The following is a 13685-nucleotide window of genomic DNA, read 5'->3' on the forward strand; positions in this document are numbered from 1 at the left end:
TAAGAAAAGCCAAGGCACAAAACACGGAATCGGTTGACCCATCGTGACCGCTCAGAGTACAAAACTGACTCCAGCGTGATGGCCGTGTGCAAACCGGTCACGATCCCCGGAATGACCGGTCACGTTCGCCGGAATACGCAATAGCGTCGCAATGACACCACCCTGGAGGGAGCCTTGGGTATTCAGGTGATGAGGAGCAATTTCCAGTTCCCACTCACAGAGGCCATCTTCCCATTTCCTAAGCTCTGCTCCGAGCAATGCTAAAAAGGGATTGTCGAGCATTGTGAATGCCTGTGTTGCTTCGTCTGGCTTAGGCTAGCCTTCTGCATCAATTGCCTTGAATACTTCCACTGCCGCCTTTTGCGCATCCAGGGCTGCCGGGGCGCCACAGTATATTGCAACCTGCAGGACCACCTCTCGGATCTCCTCACGAGTTACGCCATTGTTCAGGGCTCCTCTAAGGTGAATGCGCATCTCGTTTGGCCGATTCAGCGCCGCTAGCATCGCGAGGTTAAGAAAACTGCGAGTACGACGATCCAGCTGCGGGCGACCCCATACTTCACCCCAACACCATTCCGTAATCAGTTTTTGCAAAGGCGCGGTCATATCATCTGCGGCGGCTACTGAACGATTAACATAGGCCTCACCCAAAACCTCACGCCGAATTTTCAGACCTTTTTCGAACAACTCACCCTGGAATTCCGGACGGTCAGACATTATTCACCTCCTCAACATCGAAAACATATTAGCCAGGGTACTAACGGGAAGAAATCCGACAGGCGACTATGCAAATTATCGCGCAATCAGGCAGTGATACCCTGATCCAACCTGTTTGCATTGTATTACTGTATTATTGTATGTTGCAAGAGAGGGGCAAATTTCGGCTGACTTCCCCTTATGGCTAGAAAAAGGCTTCAATCAAGTGGATGCCTGATATAAAAAGTGTGCGCCTCACGCCTTGAAGTTGAGGCCAAAATTACAGTAAAGGGCGCTTTTATGAACAATCACGCGACCTCATCCCATGGCCCTGTGCCATTTGAGCTCTACGCAATTCGCTATGCCAACCATAGCAATCGGAAATCCAGCGACAACATAATCGGCGGTGATCTTCACGAGGAAGGCTCGGATCTTGACTACTTCGTCTGGGTAGCACGACGTGCTGAAGAGGTATTTCTGGTCGACACTGGCTTCGGGAAAGATGCGGCAGCCCAGAGAGGTCGCACCCTGCTTCGAACCCCAGCGGAAGCCGTTAAGCTACTCGGAATCGACGCTGCTGAGATCAGGCACGTGATACTGACCCACCTACATTACGATCATGCTGGCACTCTCTCTGACTTCCCTCGCGCCCAGTTCCATGTCCAGGACAGTGAAGCAGCTTTTGCTACTGGCCGGTGCATGTGCCACGAATTTCTCCGGGCGCCCTACGATGTCGAGGACGTGGTTTCTTTTGTCCGCCATGTTTACGCTGACAGGGTCAAATTCCATGACTCGGATGTTGAGTTAGCCGATGGCCTGTCCCTTCATCGCGTCGGCGGACATACGGCGGGCATGCAAATGGTCCGAGTCTGGACGAAGCGGGGTTGGGTGGTGCTCGCTTCAGACGCATCGCACCTCTACGCTAATTTCCTGAGCTGTAAGGCTTTCCCGGCGGTTTACCATTTGGGAGAACTTCTGGAAGGATATGGTGTAATGGAGCGCCTGGCAGATAGCGAGGACCACATCATTCCGGGGCACGACCCTCTTGTCATGCGTCTTTACCCTGCCCCCTCGTCAGATATGGAAGGCGTAATTGTGAGTCTCGATGTGGAGCCTGAAAAGCTATGAATCTGGAAGGGAAATGCGCCTTGGTAACAGGCTCAAACTCAGGGCTGGGATACGCCGTTGCTGACAGTCTGGCAGCTGCAGGGGCGAATATCGTCCTGCACGGTCTGTGCCCGGATGAAGACGGTGAGCGTGCGGCTCATCAATTAGTAGAGACTCATGGTACAGCCGTTATTTATGTTCGCGCGGACCTGCGGGACGTTTCGGAAATCGAAAAAATGGTGGCGGTAATAAAGGATCGTTTCTGCTCCATCGACATCCTTGTAAATAACGCGGTAATGCGTCACTTCTCCCCGGTCGAAGAATTCAAAACGGAAGATTGGAATGATGCGATCGCGGTTAACCTGTCGGCAGCTTTTCACCTGTCTCGCCTTTCAATTCCCGGGATGAAGGCCGGAAACTGGGGACGAATCATTCACATGGCATCCATATACAGTGACCGCGGTACGAAAAATCGCATTGATTATGTCACCACTAAAACCGGCCTACTGGGAATGACGCGCGCCTTGGCAGTTGAGCTGGCTCAAACCGGCATAACTTGCAACGCGGTGTGCCCGGGAACGATAGCCACTCCTGCTATAAATGAACGCATAAGGGACATTGCTCGAGATAAGTGCGTGGCGGTTACCGAGGCTGAGCAGGAATACCTGGCGACACGAAATCCTACCGGGCGGTTTGTTGCTTCAAAAGGGGTAGGCGCATTAATAGCGTTTCTTTGCAGCCCTCAGGCTGTTGATATAACTGGAGCGTCAATACCCATTGATGGTGGTTGGCTGGCAAAATAGATACTCGTTATGGGGATGTATGTATGAGATTAGAAGGTAAAACCTGCCTCATAACTGGCGCGGCTGGCGGTATCGGGCTGGCCATGAGTCGCGCCTTCATCGCTGAAGGCGCCCGCGTCGTAATGACTGACCTTGCCACTTCTCAACTGGAGCAGCGAGCTCAGGAACTTCTCGCGGCTGACGTCGCAGAGGCAAAAGACCGCTTGCTGACTATAGCAATGGACGTGACAGACGCGATGTCCATCAAGTCTGTCTACGACTCCCTGGCGGAAAAAAACTGGCCTGTGAACGTACTTGTCAACAATGCGGCAGTTATCACGGTAGGCGATCTCCTCAATACCTCAAACGAGGACTTCAACCGCGTTTTCAAAGTTAACGTGGAAGGGCTGCTCAACGTAACCCGGGCTTTTCTCCCCGCAATGATAAGCGCCGGTGGCGGCAACGTATTGAATATGGCGTCGCTTGCGGCTGTTCGCGCCATGCACGATCGGTTTGCCTACGGGGCCTCAAAAGCTTCCATCCAGATGATGACGCGCTCCATTGCGGTAGACTTCGTCAGCCATGGCATCCGAGCCAACTGCATCCTGCCTGCCCGCGTCCATACAGATTTTATTGAGGGGTACATCAAACAGTACTATCCCGGCGAAGAGGACGCCCGCATGGAGGAGTATTCCAGGTACCAGCCGATCGGCCGTATGATCAAGCCAGAAGAGGTGGCGCACGCAGCTGTTTATCTCTGCTCTGATGAGTCGGCGATGGTGACGGGTACAAGTATGCTTATCGATGGCGGCGTAATGGCAGGTGATAATTAGGCCTGACGGCTTCTTATACGCCGAAAACACAATAATCTGTGCAGCACTGTTGAAGCCGGCTCCGGAACATAATTTGGAGCCGGTCATCAGATCCGGCGATACCGGTCCTCAGTAGCGGATGCCTCTCAGCCGACTACAACCCTTATATCCCCCCCAAGCACAGGTACTTGATTTCGAGGTAATCCTCGATGCCATACCTGGAGCCTTCCCGACCGAGGCCCGACGCTTTTATACCGCCAAACGGTGCCACTTCGGTGGAAATAAGACCTGTGTTGATGCCCACCATTCCATATTCGAGGGCTTCAGCCACGCGGAACACACGGCCAAGATCACGCGCATAGAAATATGAGGCGAGACCGAACTCGGTGTCGTTGGACATGGCAATCACCTCATCCTCGTCCTTGAAGCGAAACAAAGGTGCCAGCGGACCAAAGGTCTCTTCCTTGGCGACCAGCGCAGAAGCCGGCACGTTGGCCAGAATAGTCGGTTCAAAGAAACCGCCTCCCAGAGCGTGTGGTTCGCCGCCAGTGACCAGCGTGGCGCCCTTGCTCAACGCGTCAGCAATGTGTTCCTGTATTTTCGCGAGAGCTTTCTGGTCGATCAGCGGCCCGGTAGTAACGTCCTCTTCCTGGCCATTGCCGACTTTCAGCTTAGCCACTGCCACCTTCAGCTTTTCAGTAAACGTCTCGAATACACTATCCTGGATGTAGAGGCGATTTGCGCAAACGCAAGTCTGGCCATTATTGCGGTACTTGGAGACCAGCGCACCTTCGACCGCGGCGTCCAGATCCGCGTCTTCAAATACGATAAACGGCGCGTTCCCCCCTAATTCGAGTGATACCTTCTTGATGTCCCGGCTACACTCGGCCATCAGCTGCCGGCCTACATCGGTCGAACCGGTAAATGACAGTTTGCGCACAATCGGGTTGCCGGTCAGCTCCTTACCAATATCCCCTGCGCTTCCGGTCACAACATTCAGTACGCCTTTGGGGATACCGGCACGCTCTGCCAGTTCGGCGAGAGCCAGCGCAGAAAACGGCGTTTGCGATGCCGGCTTGAGCACCATGGTGCATCCCGTAGCCAGTGCCGGGCCAGCCTTGCGGGTAATCATTGCGGCCGGAAAATTCCAGGGCGTAATCGCTGCCGTAACACCGATCGGCTGTTTGATCACGATCAGCCGCTTGTCAGCCTGATGGCCAGGAATTGTATCGCCATAAACCCGCTTGGCTTCCTCAGCAAACCACTCGATGAAGGAAGCCGCGTAGCCGATCTCACCTTTGGCTTCTGCCAGCGGCTTGCCCTGCTCGAGGGTCATCAGCAAGGCAAGGTCATCCTGGTTGTCCATGATAAGTTCGAACCAACGGCGCAATTTGTTCGAGCGCTCCTTGGCAGTCAGGCCTCTCCAGGCTGGCATGGCTTGATTAGCCGCCTCAATGGCACGGCTGGTTTCCGTGGCGCCCATCTTTGGTACGCTCCCAATAATTTCGCCAGTGGCGGGATTATTGACTTCGATAGTCTCCCGGGTATCTGCATTCAGCCAGGCCCCGTTAATGTAGGCTTGCTGGCGGAAAAGATTGGAGTCTATAAGTGGCATTGCGGTTTCCTTATCAGTAAGACGATGCGGCGGGCCTGGCCAGGCAAGCAAGTTGGCTCTTAAAGTCGGGCTAAAGCCATAACCTCTGAAACGTCCTCAATCTGGTCAAGCCTCCAGATCGCATCTATAAAGGGCTGTGGGTTCAACCCCGAACGGCCATAAATAATCAGTTCGCGAAATTTATCTTCAATGTCCCTGTCGCTCAGCGGTCGCTCAGCGTCCCCACGAGCGTGTCTGACCGTCGCTTGCAGCCTGCTATTGTCGGCACTCCAGGCAATAACGTGCGCTCCGCCCACCGCCACTGCATCGTCGACGATGACTTCTACTTTTTCACGTAACCAGAGTATGTCTTTCCTGTTTACCGCTTCGTCGGAAAACTCTGTCAGGCTGGCCGATTTATAGAGGAGACAGACTGCAGCGGCATGCTGAGCACTTACCTGGGCTTCACGCCCTGTTCTGACCGCTGGACGATCAGCACGCTCACGAAGCAACGAATGACCGCTGATAGTTACACTCCGTACCTTGGTTGCATCGAAACCTGGAGTGTTTGCAATCTCCAGGCAAGCATCGATGACAGGGTTGAGTACCACACCACATGGATAAGGCTTGTAGGTATTCTTTGATAGCTCCCAATTGCTACCAAGATTTTCCAATACCACCGCAAAATTCGGCGCTTCAGACGTTACCGTGAGGAACCCTCGCTCGCCTTCAAGAGGACTATTTGGGCCTTCCACGCCGTTACTGGCCATTAAAGCTGCGACCAGGCCGTTTCGGGCCGCATTACCAACGCCAACACTCTTCGCCATACTCCCCAGCGTTTCCACCAGACCGCTGGCCTGAGCAGAGGCATTTCCCAGCGCCCAGATCATACGTTCCGCATCCAACTCCAGAATCTTGCCCGTCGCTGCAGCCGCACCGAAGACGCCACAAGTCGAAGTAATGTGCCAGCCCCGCTTATAGTGGCCAGGTGAGACTGCATTGCCTAACCGGCACTCCACTTCCACCCCCAGAATAAAAGCTTCGAGCAGACTGCGCCCAGAGAAAGTCTGGTATTCACCCAGCGCGAACAGAGCAGGTGCAACCGGGGCGGTCGGATGAATAATGGTTTTGGGGTGGGTGTCGTCAAAGTCGAAAACGTTGGTGCTGACTGCATTCAAAAAAGCTGCCGTCAGCACGTCAAAACGCTCTTTTCGACCTGTGACGCTTGCTTGGGGTTGGCCTGAAAACCCGCTGAGCGTTTTTATAAGCCGATCCATCACTGCATCATTGCAGCCTGCAAAGGCAGTGGCGAAACCATTCAGAATAGAACGCTTCGCTTCGTGGATCAGAGCTTCGGGCATCTGTTCCCATCGCGCCGAGACGAGGAATTGAGCAAGAGGCCGTGAAGTGTGGCTGTTCATAACCTGGCCTTTCAGTTGTTTTCAGGTTTGACGTTTGCACCTCGAACGGTAATGCCGGCCCATTCCTCAATGGGCTGGATGATTGAAGTCATATCAGCCTGGGGCCCGAGTTTGGCTTTCGTTATCTTCAGCATCTCCCGAACCGCTGAACCAACAACCATAGGCACGCCCAGAGCTTCACTTTGCTCGAGGCAAAGCCGTGCATCCTTGACGGAGAGTTCAAGGGGAAAACCGAAATCAAAACTGCGGGTGAGTACAAATTTCGGAATTTTAGTCTGGCTGGCATTGCTCTGACCACTGCCGGCGTTGAAAACGTCGACCATGACATCAGGGTTGAGGCCGGCTTTTGTACCCAGCACAAGCGCTTCTGAAGTTATGGTTAACGCCGTGACAGAAACCAGGTTATTGATGACTTTGACCATTTGCCCCATACCGGGTTCAGGGCCGACAAGGAACGAGTTCCCTAACACTTTCAATACATCGCTAACACTTTCGACAACCGACTGGTCACCGGAGGCCATCAGCGCAAGCGTTCCCTTCTCGGCGCCACCAACACCGCCGCTCACAGGGCAATCTATGGAATTGAGGCCCTTGCTCAGTAAGCCTTCGGCTAGTGCCCTAGCCCCTTCAGGACCGGTTGTCGACAGGTCAATCACTGTTTTCTGAGAGCCAGAGTCCATCCCGTAGACAATGCCGTTCTCCCCAAATGCAACAGCGTCCACCACATCAGGAGTAGGCAGGGACAGCAGAATCACTTCGCTGTTAGCAGTCACTTCAGCAGGATTCGCCGCGCCGGTCGCGCCCTGCTCAACCAGGATTTTAACTGCATCTTCGTTGGGATCAAAGACAACCAGGGAATACCCGGCTTCAATGAGTCTTCTGGCCATGGGCATACCCATGCGGCCGATTCCTATAAAGCCCAGTTTTGGTAACGACATGATCTTTGCTCCTATACATTCAAGGGTTTCGTAAGTTATTGATCCATTTTGTCAGGAAGCCATGTCACAACTTCAGGGAAGAAGTAAAGGAAGACGATGAAGCTCAACATGATCAACACAAAGGGAACTACGCCAAGGACGATTTCTTTTAATGGCACAGCATCACTAAGCCCTCGGAGAATGAACAGAATGATCCCTACCGGAGGCGTAACCAACCCAATTTCTATGAGCAGCACCAGAACCACACCGAACCATATAGGGTCGAAGCCAAGAGAAATCACTATGGGATAGGTAACAGCGAGTGTCATCAGCATCATGGAGATAGACTCTATGATCGTCCCCAATGCTAGATATACCCCAGCAATTGCCAACATTACGACCCAGGGGGCCAGATTAGAGCTTTGAACGTATTCGACCATTTCCCTCGGCAATTGCAGAAAATCGAATACCCAACTGAATATTGCGGCACCTACGACAATCAGCATGATAAAGGCGGTCACTTGGACGGTTTCCAACGCTGTCTCGTAAACAACCCGCGCCGAGAGCTTTTTACGTTGGAGACATAACAGCATAGCGATAAGCGCGCCCACGCCTCCGGCTTCAGTGGGCGTCGCGATTCCCGCATACAGGGAGCCCAGCACTGCAGTAATCAGGATCAGGAATGGAAGCAGTTTACTAAGAGAAGCTACCTTCTCCCCGAGTCTACGAGACTCCTCTTTTGGCGCTGCACCCGGTACAAAAACTGACCACACCAACACAGTTGTAATGAAGAGCCCGATGAGAATAGCGCCGGGCACCATGCCGGCAATAAACAATTGAGTGATTGAAACTCCCACCACGTTACCGTAAATGATCATTGCAATGCTCGGGGGAATAAGAATTCCCAGTGTGGCCCCTGCGGCTACAACTCCATAGGTGAGGCGGGCACTGTATCCTCGACGCATCATTTCCGGCGCAGCCACTTGGCCAAGCGTAGCGGCTGTTGCCAGGCTAGAGCCTGATACTGCGGCAAATACTGCTGACGCACCGACGCTCGCATTAGCAAGTCCACCCGGCATGCGCCCAAAACAGCAAGTCATGGTATCGAAAAGATCACTCGTGACCCCGCTTCGGATCAGGAAGTGCCCCATTAACACGAACATAGGGATAGCGGTCAGAGTAAAAGTATTAATGCTAGTCCATGAACGGTCAGCAATTATTGCAAGGTTTGGAGACGAAAAAAGAAGCAGTAAACCCAGGAGCCCAACGACCCCCATCGCGAGCCCGACCCGGACACCGGCCAGCAGCAATAGCAACAGACTACCGACTAACAACAGTCCGACCGACAGATCCCCAGTGTCGCTAACTGCATAATAGAGAAGGCCAAGAGCCAGATAGGACAGAACATAAATGGACGCAATTCTTAGTCCGCTCCAGGCCCACGCACAGGCAAAAAGGGCAGCGAATATGACAACCAGACCAAGGGCTGGCCCACTATCGAACAGCTCAATCCTATCGTTACCGATCAGCAACAGACTAGCCACCAGAACGAGGCTTGTGATGGGCACAAACCACTGGGTGAACGTCGAGCGAGGTGGGCGAAGACGAAAAATTTCGCCCAGAATGGCAATTGCAAACAGGATCAAACCGAGACTGACCGCCAATTCGGGGATCCACTGAGGGGTAGATAGTAGCCCCCAGTCCCTAGTGCCGTTGATATAATCCCGATAATTGAACTTAGCCATCTGCCAAGCCGCGACCGTTACAAAAAACAGTGAAACCCAGCATGCTGAAAGTTCCACCTGAGTTCGGCGGGGACCATCTAAACGACTAACCAAAATTTCTACCTGAACATGGCTGCCGCTGCGCTGCGCCACCGACAACCCCAGAAAAGCGATCGCAACAAAAATATAAGTCGCGATTTCGATACTCCAGGAAGTTGGAGAATTGAAGAAATAGCGCGATATTACTTCGAAGCAGATAATCCCGGTCATAATGAGGAGACCGGCAGCGCTTATAATTCCAGCCAGGCCAGATATCCCGTCGATACCGCGGACAATCGGATGCATTGCATCAGTTGGATCCTGCTTTTCTGTGGGGCTACTTTCGTACGGCACTGCATGCAGGTAATTGTGGGGCATATTGCGTTCTCCCATGACTCTCGCCGGCGTTGGCGGCTCTGCGCAGAGCGATGAGTAGCCAAGTGCCAACCCGTCAGCCCAAGCCTATTGTTAGTATTTTCTTGACGGACTCTTTGTCATATTGTATTACGGTATTACGCCTTGGCGCAAGCAAGCGGTTCTTTCACGGAACGCTGCTAGCATCAGGATAGCGTTCAGATAATTTGGAGGAAAAAACAATGACAATACAAAGCGCAGTCAGCTTTCTAGGTAAAAAGGAAACCGTAAGGGGAACTTTGGCGGCCGCCCTGCTAGCGGGATCTCTGTCAGTGCCATTTGCCGCCGCAGAAGCAGAATATGAATTTACAATGGGGGCGATCGTTTCTCCGGGAGACATCTACGGTAAAATGACGACAAGCGTCCCGGAGCGAATTGCCGAAGCCACCAACGGTAAAGTTGAAATTACCGTAAGCGACTCCCTGGTAGCCGCTTCTCAGGTTGCCTCAGCAGTAAGAGATGGTCGCCTTCCTATGTCAGCGGCTCTTCACACCTATCTGGCAGGTGATGAGCCCCGCATGGGTATTTTCAATTTGCCAGGGTTGATTGAAAACATAGACGATTATCAGAAAGTGCGCGACGCCTTCTGGGCAGAGGACGTGGCACGGATCTGGGACGAATCCTGGAACGCCAAAGTCTTTGCAGAAGGTGCCTGGTGTAACACTCGGCTTTTCTCCAAAACTCCAATCCACTCGATTGAAGATTTCAAGGGAAAAAGGCTTCGCGTCCACAACCCACAATCTGCAAGCCTGATTGAGTCGCTGGGAGGCAAAGGTACGCCAATGCCAATGACGGAAATTGTGCCGGCACTTGAGCGCGGGGTTATTGATGGCGTGTTCACGTCTGCCTGCGTAGGTGGAACAATGGATATCTGGCGCGAAGCACCGCATGTTCAGGACTGGGGAATCGCACCCGTTACAGGGTGGGCCATCCTGATGAATAATGATGAATGGGAGAAGCTTCCTTCTGATATTCAGGAGCAGATCCAGGATGCAATGGACGAACTGCAGGCTGAAACTTTTGGCGGGTATAAGGAATTCGTACAGAAAGCAATGGATCAGATGGAGGAAGACGGCGCCAAAGTCTGGAGCGCCTCGGAGGAACAACGGGCAAAGCTAAATCAGGAAAAGTATACTCAAGCCGCATACGATTCATGGTATCAGCGAGCGGAAGAAGTTGGCTTTGACGGTCCCGCTTATGTACAAAAAATCCGGGACGTATTGGACAAGTAGCAGCCGTCAGCATTGCTCTTGATCTACGAACGATCTCAATCACGCCCCGGATTATGCTAGTATACGGCGTGGTTGAGCTCGCGGAATACCTTAAAAGTTAATACAGATAATTCGACCGATATGTGATCCATTTGAGCCTCTCTCATGAATGAAGCACCCAATTTTCGAGTAATGCGTTCTGCAGCACCGCTCCGCCACAGCGTAACTGAAAACATACGCAACGCCATTGCAGTAGGACATTTTAAGCCTGGCGAGCGGCTCCCTGAACGTGAGCTTTGCGAAATGATTGGAGTGAGTCGAACATTAGTGCGAGAAGCTCTGCGCCAACTGGAGTCTGAGGGTCTGATTTTCATTATTCCCCATCGCGGTCCAGTGGTTGCGACCCTGACAGTAGCCCAGGCGAAAGGGATCTATGCAGTCAGAACTGAGCTGGAGGGTCTCGCGAGCGAACTGTTTGCTGAGCAAGCATCTGACGCTCAACTACTGGCGTTGAAGAAGTCTTTTGAAGAGTTGAAGATCGCTTTAACCAAAAGCGGTCCGATTGACCGTCTCAAAGCAAAAAATTACTTTTATGACTGTTTGGTAGAGGGTTCAGGTAATGAAGCGTTGGGGGACACCTTACGCATGTTAAATTCTCGAGTGACTTTGCTACGGGCGACTTCCCTAAAAGCAGCGGGTAGAACCAAAAAAAGTATTGAAGAATTAGAAAGACTTATGAAAGCGTTATCTTCTAGAGACGCGTTGGCCGCCCGTAAAGCTGCCGCAATTCATGTGAAAAACGCCGCTGCAGCAGCACTCTCCCAACTGAGCAGCAGTTAGATCCAGCATGAATCCACGCACGTCACTGCCGACTTATCTTCAAACTTTATTGGTCAACTTTGTCTAGACATACCGACAGGTTGGCTGCCAGTCCTCCCCTCAACCCCACATACTCGAACTGACGCTTTCTATTGTGAATTTGCACGTAATGAATTCACTTATGCCGTTTCCAAGCAGTTGGTGATGTATGTCAGTTCTTGGCCGGTCGAGCCCTTGACGGGCTGGCATCAGGGGCGAGGCCAGACCCTTGCATATTCCGGCCCATCATGAACACCCGTTCCGGACGAACGTGAAGACCAGTTCTGGTTTAACGTGAACAGCCATTCCGATTGAAGATGAACACTTTCCCGGGTTTTCCGGAAACGGTGTTCACGTCCAACCGGAATCCTTCTTAACGCATTGTTTATTCGACCGTTTGCTACTCTGATTCCTTTTTCTGGGGAGCGGAGTTATGCCAGAAAAGAGAATTCCAATGCGTAAAATCAGAGAGGTGCTTCGCCTAAGGCTGGAAGCCGGGCTCTCGATCCGGCAGATCAGTGCCAGCACCAAGACCAATGTCGGGGCCATCCAGAAGCTGTTGGCCCGGGCCGATGCCTTGAACCTCAACTGGCCGTTGCCCGATGATCTGGACGATGGCCGCCTGGCGGCCCTGTTCTATCCCGGTGCCGATCCCACCACATCGACTCGCTACCAGGTGCCTGATTGGGCCACCGTCCATCAGGAACTCAAGCGTAAAGGGATGACCAAGCAGCTGTTGTGGGAGGAGTACACAGCCCAGTATCCCAATCGCTGTTACAGCTACTCCCAATACTGTGACCGATACCGGCACTGGCTAAAGCAGCAGAAGCGCTCGATGCGCCAGACTCACAAGGCGGGTGAGAGGTGCTTCGTGGATTACTGCGGCCCGACCGTGCCGATCGTCAATCCGCAGACCGGTGAGGTACGCACCGCTCAGGTGTTTGTGGCGGTGCTCGGTGCCTCCAACTACACCTACGCTGAAGCCACCTGGAGCCAGGGATTACGAGACTGGCTATCCAGTCACATGCGTGCCTTCGAGTACTTCGGTGGCATTCCGGAGATGGTCGTGCCGGACAACCTGCGCAGCGGTGTCAGCAAGGCCTGTCGGTACGATCCGGAACTGAACCCCAGTTACCAGCAACGGGCCGAGCACTATCAGGTGGCCATCCTCCCGGCCAGGCCCTACAAGCCCAAGGACAAATCGAAGGCGGAGGTCGGCGTGCAAATCGTGGAGCGTTGGATCCTGGCCCGGTTGCGTCACCACACCTTCTTCACTCTCGCCGAAGCCAACCAGTGCATCCGGTCACTGCTTGAAGAGCTGAACAGCCGCCCGTTCCAGCGGCTGCCGGGTAACCGGCAAACAGCCTTCGAGACACTGGATCAGCCAGCCCTGCGTCCCTTGCCGAAACAGCCCTATGAGTACGTCGAGATCCGGCGTTGCCGGGTCAATATCGATTACCACATCGAGTTCGACCAGCATCATTACTCAGTACCGCACCAGTACGTGGGCGAGCAGGTGGAAGTCCAGGCCAGCGATCATCTGGTGCAGGTCCACTTCCGGCAACGCCAGGTGGCAAGTCACCCACGGCGTCACGGGCCGGGCACCACCACCGAAGCCGGTCATATGCCTGCCCGGCATCGCAAACAGCAGCAATGGACCCCAGGGCGTCTCAAGAACTGGGCCTGGGACATCGGGCCAGACACGTTGGCCTGGGTCAGTGATCGACTGGCTGAGCGGGAACACCCGGAGCAGGCCTACCGGGTCTGTCTCGGGTTGCTCAACCTGACTCGGGAGTACCCCAGCCAACGCCTTAATGCCGGCTGCCGCATCGCCAACCGGGAAGGTCTGAATCGCCTGAACCATATCAAGGCCATTCTCCGGAGCAACCGGGACAAGCTGCCGGAGCAGTTGCCCCTGAACGCCGAGCTCCCTCAGCACCACGAGAATATCCGTGGCCCGAAGAGCTTCCACTAGTGTTCCGTCCGGGTATTTCCTAAGTGTATATATGCTATAATTCGAGCTGTTATTCACGAGCTTGGAGACTCTGTTTTGGCCCGCAAACCAGCACCCTTTAATCTTACGGTAAACGATCAACTGGAGCTGGAAAGC

General features: G+C 53.4%; 12 protein-coding genes. 6 read left to right on the plus strand and 6 right to left on the minus strand.

Annotated features, from left to right (window positions below):
* Window positions 1–51: 51 nt before the first annotated feature.
* The gene (locus ABJM11_RS07845) at window positions 52–282 is read right to left on the minus strand and encodes a hypothetical protein (protein ID WP_348295229.1); all 231 of its coding nucleotides are present in this window, start codon (window positions 280–282) and stop codon (window positions 52–54) included.
* Window positions 283–315: 33 nt separating this feature from the next.
* Window positions 316–717 carry a carboxymuconolactone decarboxylase family protein gene (locus ABJM11_RS07850; RefSeq protein WP_348295230.1) on the minus strand — a complete coding sequence of 134 codons (402 nt, stop codon included), beginning with the start codon at window positions 715–717 and terminating at the stop codon, window positions 316–318.
* Between the two features lie 279 nt (window positions 718–996).
* Here ABJM11_RS07850 and ABJM11_RS07855 point away from each other — a divergent pair, with 279 nt between their 5' ends.
* Genes ABJM11_RS07855 through ABJM11_RS07865 form a run of 3 tightly spaced genes read left to right on the plus strand, consistent with a single transcriptional unit; the run spans window position 997 to window position 3418 of the window.
* Complete coding sequence (locus ABJM11_RS07855; RefSeq protein ID WP_348295231.1) at window positions 997–1824, plus strand: N-acyl homoserine lactonase family protein; 828 nt, start codon at window positions 997–999, stop codon at window positions 1822–1824.
* The gene (locus ABJM11_RS07860; RefSeq protein ID WP_348295232.1) at window positions 1821–2606 is read left to right on the plus strand and encodes a 3-hydroxybutyrate dehydrogenase; all 786 of its coding nucleotides are present in this window, start codon (window positions 1821–1823) and stop codon (window positions 2604–2606) included. The genes ABJM11_RS07855 and ABJM11_RS07860 overlap by 4 nt, the downstream gene beginning before the upstream one ends.
* A gap of 23 nt (window positions 2607–2629) precedes the next feature.
* On the plus strand, window positions 2630–3418 hold the full coding sequence (locus ABJM11_RS07865) for an SDR family oxidoreductase (protein ID WP_348295233.1): 789 nt from the start codon (window positions 2630–2632) through the stop codon (window positions 3416–3418).
* Window positions 3419–3560: 142 nt separating this feature from the next.
* On the opposite strand, the gene gabD is transcribed toward ABJM11_RS07865, so the two are convergent.
* From gabD to ABJM11_RS07885, 4 genes are read right to left on the minus strand one after another with little or no spacing between them, the layout of a single operon-like run.
* Entirely contained in the window at window positions 3561–5012 is a 1452-nt protein-coding gene (gabD, locus tag ABJM11_RS07870; protein ID WP_348295234.1) for an NADP-dependent succinate-semialdehyde dehydrogenase, read from the minus strand.
* A 59-nt stretch (window positions 5013–5071) separates the two neighbouring features.
* Window positions 5072–6412 carry an MmgE/PrpD family protein gene (locus ABJM11_RS07875; protein ID WP_348295235.1) on the minus strand — a complete coding sequence of 447 codons (1341 nt, stop codon included), beginning with the start codon at window positions 6410–6412 and terminating at the stop codon, window positions 5072–5074.
* Window positions 6413–6423: 11 nt separating this feature from the next.
* Window positions 6424–7350, minus strand: a complete 927-nt coding sequence (locus tag ABJM11_RS07880; protein WP_348295236.1) for an NAD(P)-dependent oxidoreductase — start codon at window positions 7348–7350, stop codon at window positions 6424–6426.
* 35 nt (window positions 7351–7385) lie between these two features.
* Window positions 7386–9485, minus strand: a complete 2100-nt coding sequence (locus ABJM11_RS07885) for a TRAP transporter large permease subunit (RefSeq protein ID WP_348295237.1) — start codon at window positions 9483–9485, stop codon at window positions 7386–7388.
* A gap of 203 nt (window positions 9486–9688) precedes the next feature.
* Between ABJM11_RS07885 and dctP the strand changes: the two genes are divergently transcribed.
* The 3 genes from dctP to istA all read left to right on the plus strand — a co-directional run bounded on the left by dctP (window position 9689) and on the right by istA (window position 13550).
* A complete protein-coding gene (gene dctP / locus ABJM11_RS07890; protein ID WP_348295238.1) occupies window positions 9689–10738 on the plus strand; it encodes a TRAP transporter substrate-binding protein DctP in 1050 nt (349 codons plus the stop codon).
* A gap of 144 nt (window positions 10739–10882) precedes the next feature.
* On the plus strand, window positions 10883–11557 hold the full coding sequence (locus tag ABJM11_RS07895) for a GntR family transcriptional regulator (protein WP_348295239.1): 675 nt from the start codon (window positions 10883–10885) through the stop codon (window positions 11555–11557).
* A 451-nt stretch (window positions 11558–12008) separates the two neighbouring features.
* Window positions 12009–13550: an IS21 family transposase gene (istA, locus tag ABJM11_RS07900; RefSeq protein ID WP_348295240.1), complete on the plus strand. Its 1542-nt coding sequence runs from the start codon at window positions 12009–12011 to the stop codon at window positions 13548–13550.
* Window positions 13551–13685 lie beyond the last annotated feature (135 nt).

The organism is Marinobacter sp. (genome assembly GCF_039977835.1).
In the GTDB taxonomy this organism is placed as follows: domain Bacteria; phylum Pseudomonadota; class Gammaproteobacteria; order Pseudomonadales; family Oleiphilaceae; genus Marinobacter.